Genomic DNA, 22,322 nt, shown 5'->3' with positions numbered 1-22,322 from the left:
GGGTTCCAAGCGCAGGGACGACGACCACGTCGAACTCTGCGGACTCCGACAGCGGGTGGTCCACCGACAGGGTCATCGATGCCGTCGTGGTCACTCGCCGCTTCGGTCCGAGGATGGCGAGTTCGATCGGGTCGATCCGCGGGTCGACGTCGCCGCGGGCTCCGTCGGCCACCCGCACGATGTCGATGATCGACGCGATAGCCGAACCGAAGCAGCCGTCGATCGCGATGAGTCCGATACGCATGACGCGAACAATAGCAATACTGCCGTATACGCCACTCCCCACCGGCCCTCGCTCGTCATACGCTGAACTCGTCCCACGAAGAACCCCGATTTCAAGGAGAGTCCCTCATGTCCACACCCGCATCACTTCCGTATGCCTTCGTCGCCAAGATCGTCGCGGCCGATGGACAGCACGACGCGCTCGCCGATCTGCTCGCCGGCGCTGTCGCACTCGCCAACGAAGAAGTAGGAACGATTGTCTGGTTCGCGGTCAGGACCGACGCCGACACCTTCTGGATCTTCGATGCATTCCCCGACGAGGCCGCTCGCGACGCCCACGCCAACGGCGCCATCGTCGCAGCCCTGATGGCCAATCAGCACCTCCTCGGCGCAGCACCCGAGATCCTGGCGGCCGACGTCCTCGCGTCCAAGCTCCCGTAGTCCGCCAACGCACGAGACGATCGCGCCCCGCCGAGCCGTCGCCAGGTCGCGACGCAACGCCATGCTGCGTTGCCGAGCGGTGCGAGGCCCATCGGCACACGGACAGGATGCCGGCCGCGAGCGCTCAGCCGGCGAGGGGTCCGTCGCACAGGAGAGCGACGTCGGTGTCGGGCAGAGCCGTGAGGCCAGCGCATCGCGCGACCACCAGAACCGAACAGCCCCTGACCTGCATTTCCGCAGGTCAGGGGCTGTTCGCCGGAGCCGCCTGTCGGAATCGAACCGACGACCTCATCACGTCGGCTTTGCGTCTATCGCTTAATGCGCCCACTGGCCGAACGAGCCGCTGACCTGCGCAAACGCTGAGCGTGGGGGACGCCGCCATCCGGTGGTGACCGACGACGACCGACCAGTACCGACCGCTTCACCGGAGCTTGCGGCGGCGTCGAAGCCGAGCAAGCTCCGTTCCTTTAGCTCACCGCGCCCTCCTCCTCGCCGGTCCCGTCGTCGTCGAAGACGTTTCAGGGGTCTTCTCAGATGACGGTGTAGGTCGGCCGGGCGCGTCGGTCCGCAGATAGACGTCGAGGTCTCCCGGGCCGAGGCCGCCGAGATTCCCTTCACCGCGTTCACCTCGAGGAAGAAGGCCGAGCAGGTCGGTGGCCGGCTCGTGGTCCGCCGGATCCCGGACCTCAACACGGCAGGCAAGGACGGGCAGGAGACGCTGTTCGACATCTGGCGCTTCCGCGCGTTCTTCACCACCATGATCGAACAGGTCCACGCCGACCTCAAGAGCTCCGCGCTGGCACACCTGCCGTCCGGGAAGTTCACCGCGAACGCAGCGTGGCTGGTGCTCGCCGTGATGGCGTTCAACCTCACCCGCGCCGCCGCCACCCTCGCCGGACCAGGCCTCGCACGCGCGATTACCGCCACGATCCGCCGCAAGCTCATCGCCGTCCCAGCTCGGATCGCGTCCTCAGCCCGATGCGTGACCATGCATCTACCAACCGGCTGGCCATCGTGCTGTGGTCACGCTCTGCTGCGGTGGAAAACTCAGTCTCGTGCCCGCGAATAAGGCGCGTTCCGAGCGGCGAGCTCGCCCGCTGCCAGATCAAGCGGTGAGTCTCCTCACCGATGCCGGTTGGAACAAGAATGGGAGTCGGGAGCGCTGCAGGAGACATGGCTGATCTCTTCGAATCCCTGACCGTTGGCGCTTGGACGCTCCCGAACCGGCTCGTGATGGCACCGCTGACCCGCAACCGCGCCGAGGGCACAGTGCCGGGCGACCTCGCGGTGGGGTACTACTCCCAGCGCGCCTCGTCCGGCCTGATCATCACCGAGGGCAGCCAGCCCACCGCCGAGGGCCAGGGCTACTTGAACACGCCCGGCTTCCACACCGAGGAGCAGCTCGCCGGATGGCGCCGAGTGGCCGACGGCGTACACGCAAACGGCGGCCGCATCGTCGCACAGCTGATGCACGTCGGTCGCATCTCCCACCCCGACAACACCGGCGGTGAGGAGATCATCGCGCCGAGTTCGGTGGCGGCTCCCGACGAGATGTTCACCGCCGACGGGATGAAGCCGTATCCGACCCCACGAGAGATCACCGTCGAGGAGATCCCCTCAATCGTCGAGGGCTACGTGCAGGCCGCCCGCAACGCGATCGAGGCCGGGCTCGATGGCGTCGAGGTGCACGCCGCCAACGGCTACCTCATCCACCAGTTCCTCGCGCCCGGCTCCAACCATCGCACCGACCAGTACGGCGGATCGCCCAAGAACCGGGTCCGCTTCGCCCTCGAGGTCACGCGTGCGGTCGCCGACGCGATCGGCGCTGACCGGGTCGGCATCCGCATCTCGCCGGCCCACAACATCCAGGGCGCCACCGAGGAGAACCCCGTCGACGTCGCCGCGACCTACCGGCTCCTGGTCGCGGGCCTGGCTCCGCTCGGCCTGGCCTACCTGAGCATTCTCGCCGACCCGAAGCAGGACCTGGTCCAAGAGCTGCGCCGCTCCTTCGGCGGCGTCGTCGTCGCCAACGACGGCTTCGGCGAGATCACCACGCGCGAGTCGGCGCAGGAGATCCTGGACAAGGGCCTCGCCGACGCGGTCGCCGTCGGGCGACCCTTCCTGGCCAACCCGGACCTGCCCGCCCGGTGGCGCACCGGCGCGGAGCTCAACGAGCCGAACCCCGACACCTTCTACGGCGGTGGCGCCGAGGGCTACACCGACTACCCGTTCCTCGACAGTTGATCTGACCCGAGCGAAACTTCCAGTACCTCCGACCTTCGCCCCGACCTAGGTCATCGGCAGTCGGAACGTCTCAACTCGCCGCCCGGGTGCACGATGACGTCAGCGACCTCGGCGTAGAGCACCGCAGTCTCGCCGACCACGACCTCGGGGTGCCCCAACTCTTGCGACCGCCATCGAATCTGACCCTTGGTGTTCCGATGTACTCGTTGCGTTCGTGCAGCTCCGCGTCCACGAGCGCCGCTCCGAGGAGGTGGCCTAACCGTGCGATGACGAACATCTGTTCGGCGTCGGGCTTAGTGGCGTGTCTCAGGACCAGCTGACCCGGTTAGCCGGACAACGCCGCGACGGCGGTCGTACACGTCCAATGGTCGCCGTGATTCTCGATGAACGCGCGTTTCCCCGGGCCGCAGGCTCGACGTCGTCGGGTGCCCGGGGGCCCAGATGGTCCACTCGTGATGTCGTTGGAACGTGACGTGAACCAGCTGGCAGCCGGTCACCGACTCCACCGCGTTAGCCAGCCCTTCGATGACCTCGTCCACGTCGTGACGGTCCAGCATCAGCATGGACATCACCAGCAGCTCATGGAGCCCGGTCAGGGCCCGCCGCAGGTCCAGTTCGTTGTCCGTCGCCGCAGTTTCAGTTGAGGGAGGCTCCGAGAAGGTCATCGCTGGATCCCTAGCCGGTCCGTTCGTACAGGGTGTTCTCCAGTACGAGACCGGACAGCCAGATTCGGGGGTGCACCCTCATGGCCTCGAAGACGACGCCGGTGCCCAAAGCGTCTATGTCGTAGAGGCACAGGATCGACTGGGGGTGCCGAGGGGCGAAGTCGTTGAGCCGGGCCTCGTAGGCGAGCAGGTCCGCGACCGAGGTTCCACCTCCATGTGATCCCTCGCTCCTCCGCGAAGGACAAGGACGGGTTGACCATCCCGTGGCAGCCCGGCGTGCCCGGTGATGCCGACGCGATCGCCGGGATCGGCGGTCGACTTGCTATCGCTTTGGGGTTGGGGCTAGACGACTGGTCTAATACTTGGTACGGTCCAGTCATGCTCGATGCCCGGGAGAACATCCTCGACGCCGGCCAGCGCGCCGTCGCACACAAGGGGTGGGCCGCCGTGGGGCTGACCGAGATCCTCGGCGCGGCCGGGGTGCCCAAGGGATCCTTCTACCACTGGTTCGCCTCTAAGGACGCCTTCGGTGAAGCGATGCTCCAGGCCTACTTCGCGACCTACCTGGCCGAGATGGACGCCACCTTCGCGCATGAGGACGAGACGGCGGTCCGCCGACTGATGGACTACTGGCAGGGCTGGCGCCGTACGCAGTCGCTGAACGACTGTGAAGGGAAGTGCCTGGCGGTCAAGCTGGGAGCAGAGGTCGCCGACCTCTCCGAGCCGATGCGCCGCGCCCTCGAGCAGGGCACGGGAGCGATCGTCGAGCGGATCGCCGCGATGCTCGAGGCGGGAGCCATCGACGGCTCGGTCGTCGCCTTCCGCGACTCCAAGGCCGTCGCGCAGTCGCTCTACGGCCTCTGGGTCGGCGCGAGCGTCCTGACGAAGATCCATCGTGACCCGACGCCCATGGATGACGCGCTCGCGCACACAGAACGGGTGCTTCGCCCGGCATGAAGATCTTCTCGCGCGGACGGCCGGCCGCGCGGGCGACAAGGAGACGACCGGTCTATTGGAGGAATCATGAAGGTGCTCATCGTCCTGACGTCGCACGACCAGCTCGGCGACACCGGCAAGAAGACCGGCTTCTGGCTGGAGGAGCTTGCCGCCCCCTACTACCGGTTCAAGGAGGCCGGGTACGACATCACGCTCGCCTCCCCCGGCGGCGGTGAGCCGCCGCTGGATCCGAAGAGCAACGAGCCCGAGTTCCAGACCGACGACACGCGGCGCTTCGAGGCCGACTCCGAAGCCGTCGCGGCGCTTGCGAGCACGGTTCGGCTCGCGTCGGTCTCGGCTGCCGACTTCGACACGGTGTTCTACGCCGGCGGTCACGGACCGCTCTGGGACCTCGCGGAGGACCAGGACTCGATCCGCCTGATCGAGACGGCACTACGGGCGGAGAAGCCGGTGGCCCTGGTCTGCCACGCCCCCGGCGTACTGCGGCACACCACCCACGAGGACGGCACACCCCTCGTGCGTGGCAAAAAGGTCACCGGCTTCACTAACTCCGAGGAGGTCGGGGTCGGGCTGGACAAGGTGGTGCCGTTCCTGGTCGAGGACGAGCTGGTCCGCCTGGGCGCCGACTACTCCAAGTCCGACGACTGGGCGCCGTACGTCGTCGAGGACGGGCTGCTCCTCACCGGGCAGAACCCGGCCTCGTCGGCCGCGACCGCGGACGCGCTGATCGCCAAGCTCGGCGCGTAGAGCGGCTCGAGAGCATTGAACACGAGTGCCTTGCCCCGGCGACTGTAGCGACGGAGTCCGCCATGCTGTCCCGTCCGGGTTCCCGGCGGCATTTCGACGTCCGTCGACCCCAGCGAGGGGAGCGTACTGGCCACTGGCGACGGGCTAAACGCGAAGGACGCGCAGAGGCTGTCCACTGCTCTCGATCGGGCACTGTGGCAGGGGGGCGTCGAGGAGCACCTGCGGCAGGATCGGCCCCTCGCTCTTCGGAGCGGGGGGCCGTCGTCGTGTCGTCGCGCCGTGGTGTGGCCGCTCTGGTAGGACGGACGATCACGCGAAGGGAGAGTGACGATGACCGACCCCCGCATCGAGCACGCGGCTGAGGTGGTCCGGCGTGCCGTGGCCGAGGTGACCTTCCTCGGGCTCGACGAGAGCCTGGCCGTGGCGGAGGCGCTGCGCGATGCCGGGTGCCTGCCCGACCCGGCGGTGGCCTGGGAGCAGGGCTTCGAGGCCGGCCGCGAGATGGCCCGGCAGTGGGGCGACGCGCAGTGGTGGACCCTCGGCGAGGAGCCGCCCAACCCGTACCTGGCCCCCTGAGGCCACGGTGCCCGGCACCCGGGCCGTAGGCCCGCACGTAGGGTGGCAACATGAGCGAGATTGAGGGTGGTGCCCCCACCGCGCCCGAGCAGGAGGTCGTCCGGATCTGCCGTGACCTGCTGCGGATCGACACGAGCAACTACGGTCCCGGCCAGGACGGCCCGGGCGAGCGGGAGGCGGCGGACTACGTCGTCGCGCAGCTGCGTGAGGTGGGCCTCGAGCCGCAGGTCTTCGAGTCCGAGCCGGGCCGCACGACGGTCTCCGTGCGCATCGCCGGAGCCGACCGCGACCGCGGAGCGCTGTGCATCCACGGCCACCTCGACGTCGTTCCGGCGCACGCCGAGGACTGGAGCGTTCCCCCCTTCGACGCCGTGGAGCGTGACGGGTGCCTCTGGGGCCGCGGCGCGGTCGACATGAAGGACATGGTCGCGATGATGCTCGCCTGTGTCCGCCACCTCGCCCGCACGGGGACGGTCCCGCCGCGCGACCTGCTCTTCGTCTTCTTCGCCGACGAGGAGGCCGGGGGAGTGCTCGGCAGCCAGTTCATGGTCCGGGAGCACCGCGAGGTCTTCGACGGGGTCACCGAGGCGATCAGCGAGGTCGGCGGCTACAGCGTCACCGTCGACGACGCGAAGGGAGAGCCCCGCCGGGCCTATCTCCTCCAGACCGCGGAGAAGGGCATCGCCTGGCTCAAGCTCGAGGCCCAGGGGACGGCCGGGCACGGGTCGGTCCCGACCTCGGACAACCCGATCGTCCATCTCGCCGAGGCCATCGCCCGGATCAACGCCCACAAGTGGCCCCGGGAGTTCATCGCCAGCGTCCGTGGGCTGCTCGACGGCCTGTCCGAGATCACCGGGGTCGGCTACAGCGACGAGGACGCCGAGGCGCTGCTCGAGCGCATCGGGCCCGCCGCGGGCTTCGTCCGTGGGGCCCTGCAGGACACGGCCAACATCACCATGCTCGACGCCGGCTACAAGCACAACGTCGTCCCGCAGACGGCGACTGCGGCCCTGGACTGCCGCTTCCTGCCGGGCCACGAGGAGGACCTCATGGCCACGATCCGTGACCTCGCCGGCGAGCACGTCGACGTCGTTGTCGAGCACCGCGACATCTCCTTGGACTCGCCCTTCGAGGGCGACCTCGTCGAGCGCATGCGGGCCGCGCTGCTCGCCGAGGACCCAGAGGCGGCGATCCTGCCCTACTGCCTCTCGGGCGGCACCGACAACAAGGCGCTCGAGACGCTCGGGGTCACCGGCTACGGGTTCGCGCCACTGCGGCTCCCGGCGGACCTACCCTTCGCCCCGATGTTCCACGGGATCGACGAGCGGGTGCCGCTGGAGTCGCTGGAGTTCGGTGCCCGCGTGCTGTGGCGGCTCGTCGAGGACTGCTGAGCGGGCCTGCCGACGGCGCGGTGCCGTCAGAGTGACGGCAGGGCCGGCGGGCGCGGCACGCGGATGATCTTGCGGCGCAACCACGCTCGCTGCTTGCCGCTCATGTAGACCACGGTGCGGTGCAGCTCCCACCTGCCGTACTCGGCGTGGTCGGCCAGCTCCTGTCGGATCGCGGAGCGCGCGGCACCGCGGGGGAAGACGATCGTGCGGAACTCGTATTCAGGCATCGGTGCCATTGTCGCCCATGACCGGTAGCGTCATGCCCATGAGCGACCCGCGCCCCGCCCTGAACAAGCTGATCGCCGCCTTCGAGCGCCACCTCGAGGCCTCGTCCCAGCGCCGCGGCGAGGACGACCCGACCGTCGTCGCCGCCTACGAGGACCTCGCCGACGCCTTCGAGGCCTACGACGACGCGCTCCACGACGCGACCGGCGAGATGACCCCGCTCGTCGTCGTCGACGAGCAGTTCATGGTCGATGACGACGACGAGTCCGACGACTACGACGACGACGAGGACGACCAGTCCTACTCCGGGCTCGACGACGAGGACTACGACGCGGACGACCGCTCCTGAGGCCCGGTCGGGCGAGGCCCGACCTCAGAGCCAGCCGGAGCGCTTGAAGAGGCGGTAGAGCCCGAGGCAGATGAGCACCATCGCCAGCAGGGCCAGCGGGTAGCCGTAGTAGACGTCACGCCCAGCGAGCTCGACACTCGCCGACAGCTCGGGCATGCCCTCGAAGTTCATCCCGTAGATCCCGGCCACCATCGTCGGCAGGGCCGCCATCGCCGCCCACGCGGAGATCTTGCGCATGTCCTGGTTCTGCTGCACCCCCACCTGCGCGAGATGGGCGTTGAGCACGTCCGACAGCAGGCGGTCCTGCGACTCGGTGTTGTCGACGACGAGCGAGACGTGGTCGTGGACGTCGCGGAAGAGCAGGCGCAGCTCCTCCGTCGGCACCGGGGTGCTCGGCCCGACGAGCTGGGAGAGCGGTCGGGCGAGGGGGAGTGCGGCCCGCTTGAACTCGAGCACCTCGCGCTTGAGGGCGTAGATCTCCTCGGTGCCGACGACCTGGTCGGGTGAGAAGACCCCTGCCTCGATGTCGTCGAGGTCGATCTGCAGCTCGTCCTCGATGTCGAGGTACTGGTCGACGACGAAGTCGATGATCGCGTGGAAGACACCCCACGGGCCGTGCTTCAGGACCTCGTGGTCGTGCTCCTCGAGCTGGCTGCGCAGCCCGGCGAGGGGGCTGGCCTCACCGCGGCGGATCGTCACGATGTAGCCGGGCCCGAGGAAGACCATGATCTCGCCGGACTCGACGTCGGAGGTCTCCTCGACGTAGCGCAGCGGCCGCAGGACCACGAAGTGCCCGTCGCCGTAGCGCTCGATCTTGGGACGCTGGTCGCCCTTGACCGAGTCCTCGATCGCCAGGGCGTGCAGCCCGAGCTGCTCCGACACCTCGTCGAAGGTCTCGGCCGACGGGTCGCGCATGCCGATCCAGAGATAGTCCTCGCTCGCCTCGGACCGGATCTCGTGGAGGGTCGCTCCGATGTCGGTGCACGGGAGTCTGCGCCCTGCGCTGTAGCGGGCCTGGTCGACGATCACCCGGGCATCGTCTCAGGGCCGGGGGCCCCGGCGCCTAGGGTGTGGGCGTGGCGTACTGCATCCTCATCCGGCACGGGCGGTCCACCGCCAACAGCCAGGGCATCCTCGCGGGCTGGACCCCGGGTGTCGCCCTGGACGAGACCGGGCGGGGGCAGGCCTCGGGCCTCGTCGACCGGCTGGGGGAGACCCCCTTCGTCCACGTGGCGACCTCACCCCTCCAACGGTGCCGCGAGACGGCCGGTCCGCTGCTCGAGGCCCACGGGCTCGAGGCGCAGGTGCACGACGGGCTGGGGGAGTGCCGCTACGGCGCGTGGACCGGCAGGAGCCTCAAGGAGCTCGCCGACGAGCCGCTGTGGCGGGTCGTCCAGGACACCCCGAGCCGGGCGACCTTCCCCTCGGGTGAGGAGTTCCCCGGCGAGTCGATGCAGGCGATGTCCGACCGCGCCGTCGCCGCCGTCCGCGAGATCGACGCCGCGGTGACCGAGGAGCACGGCGCGCACGCCGTGTGGGCCGCGGTGAGCCACGGAGACGTCATCAAGGCGGTGCTCGCCGATGCCGTGGGCACCCCGCTCGACGACTTCCAGCGGCTGCACGTCGACCCCGCCTCCATCTCGGTCGTCCACTACACCTCGACGCGGCCGATGGTGCTGCGCACCAACGACACCGGCTCCGCAGTGTTGCGTCCGCCGAAACCGACGCAGGACACCCCGGCGACGGGCGACGCGGCCGTCGGCGGCGGTGCAGGACTAGGGTCGACACCATGACCGTCGTCGAGTTCGATCCCCCGGAGCGCTTCATCCTGGGCACCGTCGGCCCCGCGGGCCAGCGGACCTTCTTCCTCCAGGCGAGCGATGCCACCCGTCGGGTGCAGGTCTCCCTCGAAAAGCTGCACGCCCAGGTCCTCGCCGAGCGCATCGGCGAGCTGCTCGACCAGGTCGCCGGCCTCGAGGCGACCGTCGCGGCGGCTGCGGAGGCCGCTGACAACGCACCGCTCGACACACCCATCGCGGAGGACTTCCGCGTCCAGGCGCTGGCCCTCTCGTGGGACGGGGAGCGTCACGTGGTCCTCATCGAGGCCCACGACCACGATCCCGACGAGATCGACGAGGGCCAGGCCACCCCCGAGCTCAACAGCCTGCGGGTCTCCCTCGGTCCCGCGCAGGCGCGAGCCTTCGCCCGCCGCTGCGAGACCGTCGTGCGCGCCGGTCGACCCGCCTGCCCCTTCTGCGGTGGCGCCATCGACGCCGACGGGCACATCTGCCCGCGGGCCAACGGCTACAAGCGCTGACGGTGGCGGCACCCCCTTCGCTCGTCGGCGGGGACCTGGTCGTCCTCGGCCGGCACCCCCTCGCGAGCAATGCCGTCTTCGTCGCCGAGGTGCGGGGCCCCGACCAGCCCACTGTCGCCGTCGCCTACAAGCCGGTGGACGGTGAGCGACCGCTGTGGGACTTCCCCGACGGCAGCCTCGCCGCACGTGAGGTCGCGGCGTCGCGGATCGATGCGCTCGGCGGCTTCGACCTGGTGCCGCCGACCGTCTGGCGCGACGGGCCGGCCGGCGCCGGTGCCGTGCAGCAGTGGATCGGCGAGATCACCAGCCTGTGCCCGACGCCCGTCACAGTGACGCGCCCCGACGAGGTGCCCGACGGCAACCTCGTGGTCCTCGATGGCGAGGACGAAGGGGGCGCACCGGTCCTGCTGTCGCACCCGGACGACCCGCGCCTGCGCTCGATGGCCGTGCTCGACGCGGTCCTCAACAACTCCGACCGCAAGGGCGGTCACGTCCTCGACCACGGTGGCCGCCTCTGGGGCATCGACCACGGCGTGAGCCTGCACGAGGAGCCCAAGCTGCGCACGGTGCTGTGGGGATGGGCCGGTGAGCCCCTGCCCGACGGCGATCTCGCGCGTCTGGCCCGGCTCGACGCCGAGCTGGCGCGACCCGAGGTCGAGGCCGAGCTGGCCGGGCTGATCACGCCCACCGAATTCGACGCGCTCCGCCGCCGGGTGAACCGGTTGCTGGCCAGGCGCACCCACCCCGTGCCGCACGGTGACTGGCCGCCGATCCCGTGGCCGGCGCTGTGAGTGCCACCTCGTAGGCTGTCCGCGTGAGAGCCTGGCCTGCCCCCCACCTGCCCGTCGTCCCCGGAGAGCCGATCTCCCTTCGCCTGCACGACGTGGCACGTGACGAGGTGGCTCCCGTCGAGCCCGAGGGCGCGGCCCGCCTCTACGTGTGCGGTGTGACGCCCTACGACACCACCCACATGGGCCACGCGGCGACCTACGTGACCTTCGACCTCGTCGGGCGTGCGCTGCGTGACGGCGGACGTCCGGTGACCTACGTGCAAAACGTCACCGACGTCGACGACCCGCTCTTCGAGCGCGCCGCGCGTGACGGTGTCGACTGGCGCGACCTCGGCAGCGAGCAGATCGCGCTCTTCCTGGAGGACATGACGGCGCTCGGGGTCATCCCGCCCGATCACTTCATGGGCGTCATGGAGTCGATGCCCCAGATCATCGCGGCCGTGCAGCGCCTCGTGGACCGCGACGTGACCTACGAGGTCGTCGAGGACGGGGTGCGTGACACCTACCTCGACCTCACCGCCGCCGGCGGACTGGGCGAGCTCAGCCACCTCGACCGCGAGACGATGCTCGCCTTCTCCGCCGAGCGGGGCGGTGACCCGCAGCGCCCAGGCAAGCGTGATCCGCTCGATCCGATGCTCTGGCGCGGCGAGCGCGAGGGCGAGCCCGCCTGGGACGCAGGCGCGCTCGGGCGCGGCCGACCCGGCTGGCACATCGAGTGCACGGCCATCGCCATGGAGCACCTCGGCGACCACGTCGACGTCCAGGGCGGCGGGACCGACCTCGTCTTCCCGCACCACGAGATGTCGGTCGTCCAGGCCGAGGCCATCACGGGGAAGCGGCCCTTCGCCCGGCACACAGCGCACCAGGCGATGGTCGCCTACGACGGCGAGAAGATGAGCAAGTCCAAGGGCAACCTCGTGCGGGTCTCGACCCTGCGCTCAGAAGGCGTCGACCCGATGGCGATCCGGCTCGTCCTGCTGGCGCACCACTACCGCGGTGAGTGGGAGTGGACGGCGCAGGACCTCACGCAGGCCCAGGAGCGGCTCGAGCGCTGGCGTCGTGGACTATCGACGGACGGCGGTCCCGATGCGACGGGGACGATCGCGCAGATCCGGACCGCGGTGGCCGACGATCTCGACACCCCGGCCGCACTGCGCGCCGTCGACACGTGGGTCGAGCAGTCGCTCGCGGGCCCTGGCGAGGTGCGCTCGGCCCCGGGCGAGCTGGCGCGGGCGATCGACGCACTCCTCGGCGTTCGCCTCTGACCGATGCTCTGGAGCGGTTAGGCGGGGTTGTCGGTGCCGTCTCCGCGACGACGCAGGTAGCGCTCGAACTCCTTGGCGATGGCGTCGCCGCTCGCCTCGGGCAGCTCCGAGGTGTCCTGCGCGCTCTCGAGAGCCGAGACGTACTCGGCGACGTCCTCGTCGGTGTTGGCCAGCTCGTCGACGCCGCGCTCCCACGCCTGCGCCTCCTCCTCGAGGTCACCGTGGTCGATGACCGTGTCGAGCAGGTCCTCGAGCTGGCTGAGCAGGGCGAGCGAGGCCTTGGGGCACGGGACCTGCGAGGTGTAGTGCGGCACGCTCGCCCAGGCCGAGATCGAGACCATCTCCGCCTGGTGGGCCCCGTCGGCGACGACGCCCGTGATGCCCGTGGGGCCCTCGTAGCGGGCAGGCTCGAGGTCGTGCTTGAAGGCGACCGCCTCGTCCTCGCTCGTGCACACGACCGGGATGGGTCTGGAGTGGGCGACGTCGGCGAGCAGGGCACCGAGGGTGATGACGGTCGTGACGCCGTTGGCCGCGGCCAGGTCGAGCAGCTCAGTGGTGAAGGCGCGCCAGCGGAAGGAGGGCTCGATGCCGGTGACGAGCAGGACGTCGCGGCCGAGGCTGTCGGGGGAGGCCAGCAGGATGCGCGTGGTGTTCCAGTGGATGCCGCGCCCCTGACCCTGGTTGATCACCCGCGGGCGGGTCACCTGGAAGTCGTAGTAGTCCTCCGGGTCGATGGCTGCGACGGTCTCGGCGTCCCAGAGCATCCCGAGGTGCTCGATCGCCCGGGAGGCAGCCTCGCCGGCGTCGTTCCAGCCCTCGAAGGCGCAGATCATCACCGGGTCGTGCAGCTCGGGCAGGTCCTCGATCTCGATCACGACCACCACCCTACGACGCGTAATCTTGGCGCCTGTGAGCACCGAGCCCGCCGCCCTGCCCGCCGCCGTCCTGTGGGACATGGACGGCACCCTCGTCGACACCGAGCCCTACTGGATCACCGCCGAGCACGAGCTCGTCGAGGAGTTCGGCGGTACGTGGACCCACGAGCTGGCCGTCCAGCTCGTCGGCAACCCGCTGCTCGTCTCGGCGCAGTTCATCCTCGACAACTCGCCCGTCGACCTGCCCCCCGAGGAGGTCGTCCACCGGTTGCAGTCCCGGGTCGTCGAGCAGATCGCCCAGGAGGTGCCGTGGCGCCCCGGCGCACGTGAGCTGCTCGCTGCCTGCCGTGAGCTCGACATCCCGCAGGCGCTCGTGACGATGTCGTGGACCGACCTCGCCGGGGCCGTCGTCGACGCCACCGAGGCGGGCTCCTTCGGGCTCATGGTCACAGGCGACGTGGTCACCCACGGCAAGCCCCACCCCGAGCCCTATCTCACCGCCGCCGCGCAGCTGGGTGTGCACCCGGCCGCCTGCATCGCCATCGAGGACTCGCCGACCGGCGTGCGCTCCGCGACGGCCGCCGGTGTGCCGACGCTCGCCGTCCCGCACATCGTCGAGATCCCGGCCATCCCGGGTTCGGTCCGCGTCGACAGCCTGGCGGGACTGACCCCCTTCGACCTGGTGCCGCTCACCACCGGCGCCGAGGAGCCCGCGCGCACCTGAGCCTGCATTGCCCTACGGCAATGCAAAGTCCTGGTCATCGCCGGCCGTGGCCTCGGGTGGTGCCGAAGGGGGAAAGGGCGGCGGTGTCCCACCGAAGGCCGGGCACAGCGGCTTGAAGTCGCACCAACTGCACAGGCGCGACGGGCTGGGCCGGAAGTCGCCGGTCACACTGGCCTGCTGGATGGCGCTGGACACGGCGCGCACGTTGCGCTCCAGCGCGAGCAGGTCGGCCTCGTCGGGGGCATAGCGGATCACCTGGCCGTCGCGCAGGTAGACCAGCTGGAGCAGGTCCGGCACCCGGCCCGTGGTGCGCCAGTGGACGAGGCCGTAGAACTTCATCTGGAAGAGGGCCTTGCCCTCGAAGCGCTCCGAGGGGGAGCGGCCGGTCTTGTAGTCGACGATGCGCACCTCCCCGGTCGGTGCCACGTCGACCCGATCGATGATGCCCCGCAGGGTCAGCCCCTCGAGCTCGACCTCGACCTTGACCTCACGTCGAGACGGCTCGAGTCTCGATGGGTCCTCGAGGGTGAACCAGCGCTCGACGAGCGCGGCCGCCTCGGCGAACCACGAGTCCTCGGTGCGCGACTCGTCGCCCGCGATCATCTCGGCGAGCTCGGGACGCTCCTCGACGAGTGCCTGCCATCGCCCCGGCACCAGCCCGACCGCGGCCTCCGGGGTGCGCTCGGCCGCCGGCAGCTCGAAGAGCTCTTCGAGGACGGCGTGCACCAGCGTGCCGCGCGCGGCGGCCGGGGAGGGCGCCTCGTCGAGCCGGTCGATCGACCGGAAGCGGTACAGCAGCGGACACTGCTTGAAGTCGGCCGCGCGCGACGGCGAGAGACTCGGGCTCACTCCGGGGCGTAACCGAGGTTGGGCCCGAGCCAGCGCTCGGCTTCGGCCATCGTCCAGCCCTTGCGCCCGGCATAGCTCTCGACCTGGTCCTTGCCGAGGCGCCCCACGACGAAGTACTGGCTGTCCGGGTGACCGAAGTACCAGCCGGAGACCGAGGCGCCCGGCCACATGGCCATGCCCTCGGTGAGCTCGATGCCGATCTCGTCGACGTCGAGCAGCTGCCACAGGGTCCGCTTCTCGGTGTGGTCGGGGCAGGCGGGATAGCCCGGTGCCGGCCGGATGCCGTCGTACTGCTCCTTGATCAGCTGCTTGTTGTCGAGGTCCTCGTCGGGGGAGTATCCCCAGATCTCGGTGCGGATCCGCTCGTGCATCCGCTCGGCGAAGGCCTCGGCGAAGCGATCTGCCAGGGCCTCGAGGAGGATCGCGTTGTAGTCGTCGTTGTCAGCCTTGAACTGCGCGATGCGGTCCTGGACGCCGATGCCACCGGTCACGGCGAAGGCGCCGATCCAGTCCTTGATGCCCGTGTCCCGGGGCGCGACGAAGTCGGCGAGCGAACGGTTGGGCACGCCCGGCCGGTGCTTGCCCTGCTGCCGCAGCATGTGCAGCGTGTGCGCGACCGCGGAGCGCGACTCGTCGGTGTAGACCTCGATGTCGTCGCCGACGGAGTTGGCCGGGAAGAGGCCGATGACGCCCTTGGCGGTCAGCCACTGCTCGGCGATGATCCGGTCGAGCATCTCCTGGGCCTCGTCGTAGAGCTTGCGGGCCACCTCACCCGTCGACGGACTGTTGAGGATGTCGGGGAAGGACCCCTTGAGCTCCCAGGCGTTGAAGAAGGGCTGCCAGTCGAAGTACTCCCGAAGCTCCGCCAGGTCGTAGTCGGCGAAGACCTGTCGCGTCGGTGTGACGCCCGCCAGGTGCGGCTGCTCGACCGTCCAGTCGACCGGGGTGCGGGCCTCGAGCGCCTCCTCGTAGGAGAGCATCGGCCGATCACCCTGCTTGGCAGCGTGCCGCTCGCGCAGCGAGGTGTAGTCGGCGGCGATCTCGCCGAGGAGCTTGTCCTTGCCCGTGGCGCTCAGCAGCTGGCTGACGACGGGCACCGAGCGGGAGGCGTCCTTGACCCAGACGACCGGCCCGTCGTACTGCTGGTCGACCTTGACCGCCGTGTGTGCCTTGGAGGTCGTCGCCCCGCCGAGCAGGAGCGGGATGTCGAAGCCCTGGCGCTGCATCTCGGAGGCCACCCCGACCATCTCGTCGAGCGAGGGGGTGATCAGACCCGAGAGCCCGATGACGTCGGCGTCGTGCTCGCGGGCGGTCTCGAGGACCTTTTGCGTCGGGACCATCACCCCGAGGTCGATGACCTCGTAGTTGTTGCACTGCAGGACCACGCCGACGATGTTCTTGCCGATGTCGTGCACGTCGCCCTTGACCGTGGCCATGACGATCAGGCCCTTGGAGCGCGAGGCGTCGCCCGGCTCCTTGGACGCCTCGATGTAGGGGATGAGGTGGGCGACGGCCTTCTTCATCACCCGGGCGGACTTCACGACCTGGGGCAGGAACATCTTGCCCTCGCCAAAGAGGTCACCGACGACGCCCATGCCGTCCATGAGCGGTCCCTCGATGACCTCGAGGGGCTGGCCGCCGGCGGCGTCGATCTCGACGCGCAGCGCCTCGGTGTCCTCGACGACGTGGGTGTCGATGCCCTTGACCAGCGAGTGGGTGATCCGCTCGCGAAGGGGGAGCGAGCGCCACTCGTGCGTCGCCTCCTCGGCTTTGACCCCGGTGCCGCGGTGCTCCTCGGCGATCTCCAGGAGGCGTTCGGTCGAGTCCTCGCGCCGGTTGAGCACGACGTCCTCGATCCGCTCGCGCAGCTGTGGGTCGAGGGTGTCGTAGGGGACGAGGGCACCGGCGTTGACGATGCCCATGTCCATGCCCGCCTCGATGGCGTGGAAGAGGAAGACGGCGTGGATGGCCTCACGCACGGGGTTGTTGCCGCGGAAGCTGAAGGAGACGTTGGAGACACCGCCGGAGACGAGCGCGTGCGGCAGGTTGGCCTTGATCCAGCGGGTCGCCTCGATGAAGTCGGTGCCGTACTCGGCGTGCTCCTCGATGCCCGTCGCCAGGGCGAAGATGTTGGGGTCGAAGACGATGTCCTCGGCGGGGAAGCCGACCTCCTCGGTGAGGATCGTGTAGGCGCGCTGCGCGATCTCCTTGCGGCGCTCGAGGTTGTCGGCCTGGCCCTCCTCGTCGAAGCCCATGACGACGACCGCGGCGCCGTACTTGCGGCACAGCCGCGCCTGCTCGACGAAGGTCTCGACCCCCTCCTTCATCGAGATGGAGTTGACGATGGGCTTGCCCTGGGTGCGCTTGAGCCCGGTCTCGATGACCTCCCACTTGGAGGAGTCGATCATCAGGGGCACGCGGGAGATGTCGGGCTCGGAGCCGACGAGGTTGACGAAGGTGCCCATCGCGGCGACGCCGTCGAGCATGCCCTCGTCCATGTTGATGTCGATGACCTGGGCGCCGCTCTCGACCTGCTGCTGGGCGACGGCGAGCGCCGCGGGGTAGTCGGCCGCCTCGATGAGCTTGCGGAACTTCGCCGACCCCGTGACATTGGTCCGCTCGCCGACGTTGACGAAGAGCGAGTCGGCGGTGACGTTGAAGGGCTCGAGACCGGACAGGCGCAGGGCCGGCTCGACGTGGGCAGGGACGTGCGGCGTGGCGCCGGCGGCCCCGCGGGCGATGGCCGCGATGTGCTCGGGGGAGGAGCCGCAGCAGCCACCGAGGAGGTTGACCAGCCCGGACGTGGCGAACTCCGCCACGAGCTCGGCCATGTACTCGGGCGACTGGTCGTACTCGCCGAAGGCATTGGGCAGGCCGGCATTGGGGTAGGCCGAGACGAAGGTGTCGGCGACCCGGCCGAGCTCGACGACGTACTGGCGCAGCTCCTCGGCGCCGAGGGCGCAGTTGAGCCCGATGGCCAGAGGCTGCGCGTGGCGCACGGAGTTCCAGAAGGCCTCGGTGGTCTGACCGGTGAGGGTGCGCCCGGAGGCGTCGGTGATCGTGCCGGAGATGATGACCGGCCAGCGGCGGCCGTGCTGCTCGAAGAGCGTCTCGAGCGCGAAGATCGCCGCCTTGGCGTTGAGCGTGTCGAAGATCGTCTCGACGATGAGCAGGTCGACCCCACCCTCGACGAGACCGCTCGCCTGCTCGAGGTAGGCCTCGACGAGCTCGTCGAAGGTGATGTTGCGCAGGCCCGGGTCGTTGACGTCGGGCGAGATCGACGCGGTGCGGTTGGTCGGGCCGAGGGCGCCCATGACCCACCGGGGTCGCGTCGGGTCTGCGGCCATGGCCTCGTCGGCGGCCCGGCGCGCCAGGCGCGCGGCCTCGAGGTTGATCTCGTGCGCGAGGTCGGCCATGCCGTAGTCGGCCAGCGAGATGCGCTGCGCGTTGAAGGTGTTGGTCTCGACGAGGTCGGCGCCCGCGGCGAGGTACTGGTGGTGCAGGTCGACGATGAGCTCCGGCTGGGTGAGCACGAGCAGGTCGTTGTTGCCCTGCAGGTCGCTGCCCCAGTCGGCGAAGCGCTCTCCGCGGAAGTCGGCCTCCGACAGCCCCTGCTGCTGGATCATCGTCCCCATGGCGCCGTCCATGATGAGGACGCGCTCGGTGAGCGCCTCCCGCAGCTCGGTGGTCGCGTCGGGGCGCAGGTCGGTGTCGGTCACCGGGTAGATCCTTGTCCGAAGGGGGCGGGTGGACCTGCCATTATCCCCATCCGGTCCTCTCGCCTAGGGTCGTGTCCATGGCGGCCCCCCACGACGACACTCCCCGCGGGATCCGCCTGGCGACGATCGGTGGTGTTCCGGTCTACCTGGGGTGGTCCTGGCTGATCATCGGTGGCCTCATCGTCTTCCTCATCGGCCCGGGCGTCGCCAGCACCCATGGCCCGGTCACCGGCTACGGCGTCGCCGTGGTCTACGCGCTGTCGCTGCTGCTGAGCGTGCTGGCCCACGAGGCAGCCCACGCCGTGACGGCGCGGTCCTTCGGGCACACCGTCCACCGCGTGGTGGCCGACCTCTGGGGCGGGCACACGGCCTTCGAGGCCTCGCGCGCGACCCCGGCCACCCAGGCGGCGGTCGCCGTGGTCGGTCCGTTGGCCAATGCCCTGCTCGCCCTCGCGTGCTTCCTCGCCTCGGCGGCCCTCGACACCGGGCTGGTGGCGTCCGTCCTCGGCGGGATCGCCTTCGTCAACGCCGCGCTCGCCGTGCTCAACATGCTGCCAGGCCTGCCGCTCGACGGCGGCCAGATCGTCGAGTCGCTCGTGTGGGGCGTCACGGGTGAGCAGGGCCGGGCCCGGGTCGCCGCGGGTCTCCTCGGCCGGGCCATGGTCATCGTCATCGTCGTCGCGATCGTGGGTCTGCCGCTGCTGCGCGGGCAGCAGCCGTCGCTGTCGACGATGGTCTGGACGATGCTCATCGCCGCCTTCCTGTGGTCCGGCGCCAGCTCCGCCATCGCCCACGGCCGGGCGCTGGGCCAGCTCTCGGGCCTCGACGTCGCCGCGTTGATCGAGCCGGCCGCCGCGATCCGTGCCGACGCGTCGGTGGCCGAGCTGACCTCCCTTCGTGCCCTGCCCGTGGTCACCACGCCCGACGGGGTGCCGATCGGTCTCGTCGACCACGACGCGCTGCGGGCCGTGCCGCCGGCAGCCGTCGCGACGACCCCGGTCTCCGCCGTCGTGTCCACGGCCCCGGAGGGCTGGGCGGTCGACCTGCCCCCGGGCCGCGAGGCCGTCGAGCTCGTCCACGCCTTCCAGTCCTCACGCTCGCGGGTCGTCGCCGTGAGCGAAGGGGGAGTGCTCCGGGGCATCGTGCGCGTCGAGCGGGTCAACGCCGCCCTGTCGCGCAACTAGACTCGCCCACCATGACCGCCACCGGATCCGCCTACCGTCGCGGCCCCTTCCGTGAGGGTGACCGCGTGCAGCTGACCGACCCCAAGGGGCGGATGCACACGATCACCCTGACGCCGGGCAAGCAGTTCCACACCCACCGAGGGCACGTCAAGCACGACGACCTCATCGGGGCGCCCGACGGGTCGACGATCACCAACACGGCTGGCACCGAGTACCTCGTGCTGCGGCCGCTGCTGTCGGACTACGTCATGTCGATGCCGCGGGGCGCGGCCGTCGTCTACCCCAAGGACGCCGGCCAGATCGTCCAGATGGCCGATGTCTTCCCCGGCGCGACCGTCGTCGAGGCGGGCGTGGGCTCCGGTGCCCTGTCGATGTCGCTGCTGCGCGCGGTGGGCGACACCGGGCGGGTGCACTCCTTCGAGCGCCGGGCCGACTTCGCCGAGATCGCCCGGGCCAATGCGCGCGCCTTCTTCGGCGAGGACCACCCGGCGTGGACCGTGAGCGTCGGCGACCTCGTCGAAGAGCTGCCGGGCGCCGTCGAGCCGGGCAGCGTCGACCGGGTCGTGCTCGACATGCTCGCGCCCTGGGAGTGCCTCGAGGTCGTCGCCGAGGCCTTGGCGCCCGGTGGCGTGCTCATCTGCTACGTCGCGACGGCCACCCAGCTGAGCAAGGTCGCCGAGGCGATGCGCGACTTCGGCAACTTCACCGAGCCCGAGGCGTGGGAGTCGCTCGTGCGCGGCTGGCACCTCGAGGGACTGGCCGTGCGCCCGCAGCACCGCATGCACGGGCACACCGGCTTCCTCATCACCACCCGCCGGCTCGCCCCCGGGGTGACCCCGCCGATGCGCAAGCGCCGCCCGGGCAAGGGCTACGCCGCCCAGGAGGGCGACGAGACGACGACGCCGGCCGAGGTGCCGCCGGGCGCCGACGACGCCGAGTGGACCTCGGAGGCGCTGGGGGAGCGGGTCGCGTCGGAGAAGAAGATGCGCAAGCTCGCCCGAGGGGTGGTCCCCCCTTCGCCGCGGTGAGTCGACAGGGGAGACTGGAGCCGCGCCGACACGACCGGCCGAAGGGAGCACGACGATGACGACCGAGCCCACGCCCCAGGACCTGCGGGCCCTGCAGGACAAGCTGACCCAGCAGAAGTCCCAGATGGCCACCGTCGCCTCGCAGAACGAGCGCCTCGTGCGCACGCTCAAGGACGCCCGGCAGCAGATCGTCACCCTCCGCGAGGAGATCGAGCGGCTCGCCCAGCCCCCGTCGTCCTATGCCGTCGTCGTCGACGTCCACGAGCAGGACAACACCGTCGACGTGCTCTCCGGCGGGCGCAAGATGCACGTGGCCGTCTCGCCGGCCGTCGAGCCGGCCGAGCTCGGGGTCGGCCGGGAGGTGCGGCTCAACGAGGCGATGAACATCGTGTCCGTCCACCCGGAGGACGTCGCCGGCGAGGTCGTCGTCGTCAAGGAGGTCCTCGAGGACGACCGCCTGCTCGTGCTCATGCGCCAGGACGAGGAGCGGGTCGTGCGCAGCGGGGGTCGGGTCACCGGCAAGCAGGTGCGCGTCGGCGACGCCGTGCTCGTCGACCAGCGCAGCAACATCGCCGTCGAGAGGATCCCGCGGGCCGAGGTCGCCGACCTCGTCCTCGAGGAGGTCCCCGACCTCGACTACGACGACATCGGTGGCCTGAGCACGCAGATCGAGGCGATCCGCGATGCCGTCGAGCTGCCCTACCTGCACGCCGACCTTTACGAGCGGCACCAGCTCAAGGCACCCAAGGGGGTGCTCCTCTACGGACCGCCCGGCAACGGCAAGACGATGATCGCCAAGGCGGTCGCGGCCTCGCTGGCCCGCAAGGTCGCCGAACGCACCGGGCAGGACCGCGCCACGGCCTACTTCCTCAACATCAAGGGGCCCGAGCTGCTCAACAAGTACGTCGGCGAGACCGAGCGCCACATCCGACTGATCTTCCACCGGGCCCGCGAGAAGTCGAGCGACGGCACCCCGGTGGTCGTCTTCTTCGACGAGATGGACAGCCTCTTCCGCACCCGCGGCTCGGGCGTCTCCTCCGACGTCGAGACGACGATCGTCCCGCAGCTGCTCGCGGAGATCGACGGTGTCGAGGGCCTCGACAACGTCATCGTCATCGGCGCGACCAACCGCGAGGACATGATCGACCCGGCGATCCTGCGGCCCGGGCGGCTCGACGTGAAGATCAAGATCGAGCGCCCCGACGCCGAGGGCGCGCGCGACATCTTCAGCAAGTACCTCACCGCCGACCTGCCGCTGCACCCCGAGGACCTCGAGGAGCACGACGGCGACCGGCAGGCCACCGTCGAGGGGATGATCGAGGCGGTCGTCGAGCGGATGTACGCCGAGAGCGACGACAACCAGTTCCTCGAGGTGACCTACCAGGGCGGCGACAAGGAGATCCTCTACTTCAAGGACTTCAACTCCGGCGCGATGATCCAGAACATCGTCGACCGCGCCAAGAAGGCCGCGATCAAGGACCTCATCACCACCGGTGCCGAGGGCCTTCGGGTCGGGCACCTGCTCGACGCGTGCATCGCGGAGTTCAAGGAGAACGAGGACCTGCCCAACACGACCAACCCCGACGACTGGGCCAAGATCTCGGGCAAGAAGGGCGAGCGGATCGTCTACATCCGCACGCTCATCGGCGGCAAGTCCGGGGCCGCCGAGCCGGGTCGATCGATCGACACCGGCTCGCGGACGGGGCAGTACCTCTAGTCACCGCAGGGCGGCGAGCGTCGGGCGAGCACCAGG

General features: G+C 70.1%; 21 protein-coding genes and 3 pseudogenes. 16 read left to right on the top strand and 8 right to left on the bottom strand.

The window, feature by feature from the left end:
- A pseudogene (locus B9B60_RS13310) lies at positions 1–244 on the bottom strand (AraC family transcriptional regulator); the annotation flags it as partial.
- A 107-nt stretch (positions 245–351) separates the two neighbouring features.
- On the opposite strand from B9B60_RS13310, the gene B9B60_RS13305 reads away from it, so the two are divergent.
- The 3 genes and pseudogenes from B9B60_RS13305 to B9B60_RS13295 all read left to right on the top strand — a co-directional run bounded on the left by B9B60_RS13305 (position 352) and on the right by B9B60_RS13295 (position 2,907).
- Entirely contained in the window at positions 352–663 is a 312-nt protein-coding gene (locus B9B60_RS13305; RefSeq protein ID WP_084452093.1) for a putative quinol monooxygenase, read from the top strand.
- Positions 664–1,246: 583 nt separating this feature from the next.
- Positions 1,247–1,732 (top strand): annotated as a pseudogene (locus tag B9B60_RS13300) (transposase); the annotation flags it as partial.
- 104 nt (positions 1,733–1,836) lie between these two features.
- Positions 1,837–2,907: an alkene reductase gene (locus B9B60_RS13295; RefSeq protein WP_084452091.1), complete on the top strand. Its 1,071-nt coding sequence runs from the start codon at positions 1,837–1,839 to the stop codon at positions 2,905–2,907.
- A gap of 293 nt (positions 2,908–3,200) precedes the next feature.
- Here B9B60_RS13295 and B9B60_RS13290 read toward each other — a convergent pair whose 3' ends face one another.
- Together B9B60_RS13290 and B9B60_RS17865 are read right to left on the bottom strand one after the other, a co-directional pair.
- The gene (locus B9B60_RS13290; RefSeq protein ID WP_084452089.1) at positions 3,201–3,572 is read right to left on the bottom strand and encodes a hypothetical protein; all 372 of its coding nucleotides are present in this window, start codon (positions 3,570–3,572) and stop codon (positions 3,201–3,203) included.
- A 10-nt stretch (positions 3,573–3,582) separates the two neighbouring features.
- Positions 3,583–3,765, bottom strand: a pseudogene (locus B9B60_RS17865) (MEDS domain-containing protein); the annotation flags it as partial.
- 185 nt (positions 3,766–3,950) lie between these two features.
- On the opposite strand from B9B60_RS17865, the gene B9B60_RS13280 reads away from it, so the two are divergent.
- The 4 genes from B9B60_RS13280 (at position 3,951) to B9B60_RS13265 (ending at position 7,243) form a co-directional block, all read left to right on the top strand.
- On the top strand, positions 3,951–4,529 hold the full coding sequence (locus B9B60_RS13280) for a TetR/AcrR family transcriptional regulator (protein ID WP_084452085.1): 579 nt from the start codon (positions 3,951–3,953) through the stop codon (positions 4,527–4,529).
- Positions 4,530–4,595: 66 nt separating this feature from the next.
- On the top strand, positions 4,596–5,276 hold the full coding sequence (locus B9B60_RS13275) for a type 1 glutamine amidotransferase domain-containing protein (RefSeq protein WP_084452083.1): 681 nt from the start codon (positions 4,596–4,598) through the stop codon (positions 5,274–5,276).
- A gap of 330 nt (positions 5,277–5,606) precedes the next feature.
- Positions 5,607–5,852: a hypothetical protein gene (locus B9B60_RS13270; protein ID WP_084452081.1), complete on the top strand. Its 246-nt coding sequence runs from the start codon at positions 5,607–5,609 to the stop codon at positions 5,850–5,852.
- 50 nt (positions 5,853–5,902) lie between these two features.
- A complete protein-coding gene (locus B9B60_RS13265) occupies positions 5,903–7,243 on the top strand; it encodes a M20/M25/M40 family metallo-hydrolase (protein ID WP_084452079.1) in 1,341 nt (446 codons plus the stop codon).
- Between the two features lie 26 nt (positions 7,244–7,269).
- On the opposite strand, the gene B9B60_RS13260 is transcribed toward B9B60_RS13265, so the two are convergent.
- Complete coding sequence (locus tag B9B60_RS13260; RefSeq protein WP_072626210.1) at positions 7,270–7,470, bottom strand: DUF5703 family protein; 201 nt, start codon at positions 7,468–7,470, stop codon at positions 7,270–7,272.
- Between the two features lie 38 nt (positions 7,471–7,508).
- Between B9B60_RS13260 and B9B60_RS13255 the strand changes: the two genes are divergently transcribed.
- A complete protein-coding gene (locus B9B60_RS13255) occupies positions 7,509–7,817 on the top strand; it encodes a primosomal protein (protein ID WP_318843236.1) in 309 nt (102 codons plus the stop codon).
- A 24-nt stretch (positions 7,818–7,841) separates the two neighbouring features.
- On the opposite strand, the gene B9B60_RS13250 is transcribed toward B9B60_RS13255, so the two are convergent.
- Positions 7,842–8,846: a magnesium and cobalt transport protein CorA gene (locus B9B60_RS13250; RefSeq protein WP_084452078.1), complete on the bottom strand. Its 1,005-nt coding sequence runs from the start codon at positions 8,844–8,846 to the stop codon at positions 7,842–7,844.
- A 47-nt stretch (positions 8,847–8,893) separates the two neighbouring features.
- On the opposite strand from B9B60_RS13250, the gene B9B60_RS13245 reads away from it, so the two are divergent.
- Genes B9B60_RS13245 through mshC form a run of 4 tightly spaced genes read left to right on the top strand, consistent with a single transcriptional unit; the run spans position 8,894 to position 12,190 of the window.
- Complete coding sequence (locus B9B60_RS13245; RefSeq protein WP_084452076.1) at positions 8,894–9,610, top strand: MSMEG_4193 family putative phosphomutase; 717 nt, start codon at positions 8,894–8,896, stop codon at positions 9,608–9,610.
- The gene (locus B9B60_RS13240) at positions 9,607–10,134 is read left to right on the top strand and encodes a DUF3090 domain-containing protein (protein ID WP_084452074.1); all 528 of its coding nucleotides are present in this window, start codon (positions 9,607–9,609) and stop codon (positions 10,132–10,134) included. Before B9B60_RS13245 ends, B9B60_RS13240 begins: the two co-directional genes overlap by 4 nt.
- A gap of 2 nt (positions 10,135–10,136) precedes the next feature.
- The gene (locus B9B60_RS13235) at positions 10,137–10,925 is read left to right on the top strand and encodes an SCO1664 family protein (RefSeq protein ID WP_234993872.1); all 789 of its coding nucleotides are present in this window, start codon (positions 10,137–10,139) and stop codon (positions 10,923–10,925) included.
- Between the two features lie 23 nt (positions 10,926–10,948).
- Positions 10,949–12,190 carry a cysteine--1-D-myo-inosityl 2-amino-2-deoxy-alpha-D-glucopyranoside ligase gene (gene mshC, locus B9B60_RS13230; RefSeq protein ID WP_084452073.1) on the top strand — a complete coding sequence of 414 codons (1,242 nt, stop codon included), beginning with the start codon at positions 10,949–10,951 and terminating at the stop codon, positions 12,188–12,190.
- A gap of 17 nt (positions 12,191–12,207) precedes the next feature.
- On the opposite strand, the gene B9B60_RS13225 is transcribed toward mshC, so the two are convergent.
- Complete coding sequence (locus tag B9B60_RS13225) at positions 12,208–13,065, bottom strand: PAC2 family protein (RefSeq protein ID WP_072626207.1); 858 nt, start codon at positions 13,063–13,065, stop codon at positions 12,208–12,210.
- Between the two features lie 34 nt (positions 13,066–13,099).
- On the opposite strand from B9B60_RS13225, the gene B9B60_RS13220 reads away from it, so the two are divergent.
- Positions 13,100–13,789 carry an HAD family hydrolase gene (locus B9B60_RS13220; RefSeq protein ID WP_268766783.1) on the top strand — a complete coding sequence of 230 codons (690 nt, stop codon included), beginning with the start codon at positions 13,100–13,102 and terminating at the stop codon, positions 13,787–13,789.
- Between the two features lie 12 nt (positions 13,790–13,801).
- Here the strand turns inward: B9B60_RS13220 and B9B60_RS13215 are convergent, their stop codons facing one another.
- Together B9B60_RS13215 and metH are read right to left on the bottom strand one after the other, a co-directional pair.
- The gene (locus tag B9B60_RS13215; protein ID WP_084452071.1) at positions 13,802–14,638 is read right to left on the bottom strand and encodes a RecB family exonuclease; all 837 of its coding nucleotides are present in this window, start codon (positions 14,636–14,638) and stop codon (positions 13,802–13,804) included.
- A complete protein-coding gene (metH, locus tag B9B60_RS13210) occupies positions 14,635–18,357 on the bottom strand; it encodes a methionine synthase (RefSeq protein ID WP_200811232.1) in 3,723 nt (1,240 codons plus the stop codon). The genes B9B60_RS13215 and metH overlap by 4 nt, the downstream gene beginning before the upstream one ends.
- Positions 18,358–18,434: 77 nt before the next feature.
- Between metH and B9B60_RS13205 the strand changes: the two genes are divergently transcribed.
- Genes B9B60_RS13205 through arc form a run of 3 tightly spaced genes read left to right on the top strand, consistent with a single transcriptional unit; the run spans position 18,435 to position 22,286 of the window.
- On the top strand, positions 18,435–19,541 hold the full coding sequence (locus B9B60_RS13205) for a site-2 protease family protein (protein ID WP_084452067.1): 1,107 nt from the start codon (positions 18,435–18,437) through the stop codon (positions 19,539–19,541).
- An 11-nt stretch (positions 19,542–19,552) separates the two neighbouring features.
- The gene (locus tag B9B60_RS13200) at positions 19,553–20,569 is read left to right on the top strand and encodes a tRNA (adenine-N1)-methyltransferase (RefSeq protein ID WP_084452065.1); all 1,017 of its coding nucleotides are present in this window, start codon (positions 19,553–19,555) and stop codon (positions 20,567–20,569) included.
- Between the two features lie 55 nt (positions 20,570–20,624).
- Positions 20,625–22,286: a proteasome ATPase gene (gene arc, locus B9B60_RS13195; protein WP_084452063.1), complete on the top strand. Its 1,662-nt coding sequence runs from the start codon at positions 20,625–20,627 to the stop codon at positions 22,284–22,286.
- The last annotated feature ends 36 nt before the right edge of the window (positions 22,287–22,322 follow it).

Origin of the sequence: Janibacter indicus (genome assembly GCF_900176385.1) — a bacterium.
Classification (GTDB): Bacteria; Actinomycetota; Actinomycetes; order Actinomycetales; family Dermatophilaceae; genus Janibacter; species Janibacter indicus.
The sequence above is the reverse complement of the archived record's forward strand: the minus strand, read 5'-3'. Positions and strand labels throughout refer to the sequence as shown.

Bases quoted from the DNA above. Each gene is read 5' to 3' on its own strand.
- B9B60_RS13305 (WP_084452093.1), top strand. From the start codon at position 352: ATGTCCACACCCGCATCACTTCCGTATGCCTTCGTCGCCAAGATCGTC.
- B9B60_RS13295 (WP_084452091.1), top strand. From the start codon at position 1,837: ATGGCTGATCTCTTCGAATCCCTGACCGTTGGCGCTTGGACGCTCCCG.
- B9B60_RS13290 (WP_084452089.1), bottom strand. From the start codon at position 3,572: ATGACCTTCTCGGAGCCTCCCTCAACTGAAACTGCGGCGACGGACAAC.
- B9B60_RS13280 (WP_084452085.1), top strand. From the start codon at position 3,951: ATGCTCGATGCCCGGGAGAACATCCTCGACGCCGGCCAGCGCGCCGTC.
- B9B60_RS13275 (WP_084452083.1), top strand. From the start codon at position 4,596: ATGAAGGTGCTCATCGTCCTGACGTCGCACGACCAGCTCGGCGACACC.
- B9B60_RS13270 (WP_084452081.1), top strand. From the start codon at position 5,607: ATGACCGACCCCCGCATCGAGCACGCGGCTGAGGTGGTCCGGCGTGCC.
- B9B60_RS13265 (WP_084452079.1), top strand. From the start codon at position 5,903: ATGAGCGAGATTGAGGGTGGTGCCCCCACCGCGCCCGAGCAGGAGGTC.
- B9B60_RS13260 (WP_072626210.1), bottom strand. From the start codon at position 7,470: ATGCCTGAATACGAGTTCCGCACGATCGTCTTCCCCCGCGGTGCCGCG.
- B9B60_RS13255 (WP_318843236.1), top strand. From the start codon at position 7,509: ATGAGCGACCCGCGCCCCGCCCTGAACAAGCTGATCGCCGCCTTCGAG.
- B9B60_RS13240 (WP_084452074.1), top strand. From the start codon at position 9,607: ATGACCGTCGTCGAGTTCGATCCCCCGGAGCGCTTCATCCTGGGCACC.
- B9B60_RS13205 (WP_084452067.1), top strand. From the start codon at position 18,435: ATGGCGGCCCCCCACGACGACACTCCCCGCGGGATCCGCCTGGCGACG.
- B9B60_RS13200 (WP_084452065.1), top strand. From the start codon at position 19,553: ATGACCGCCACCGGATCCGCCTACCGTCGCGGCCCCTTCCGTGAGGGT.
- arc (WP_084452063.1), top strand. From the start codon at position 20,625: ATGACGACCGAGCCCACGCCCCAGGACCTGCGGGCCCTGCAGGACAAG.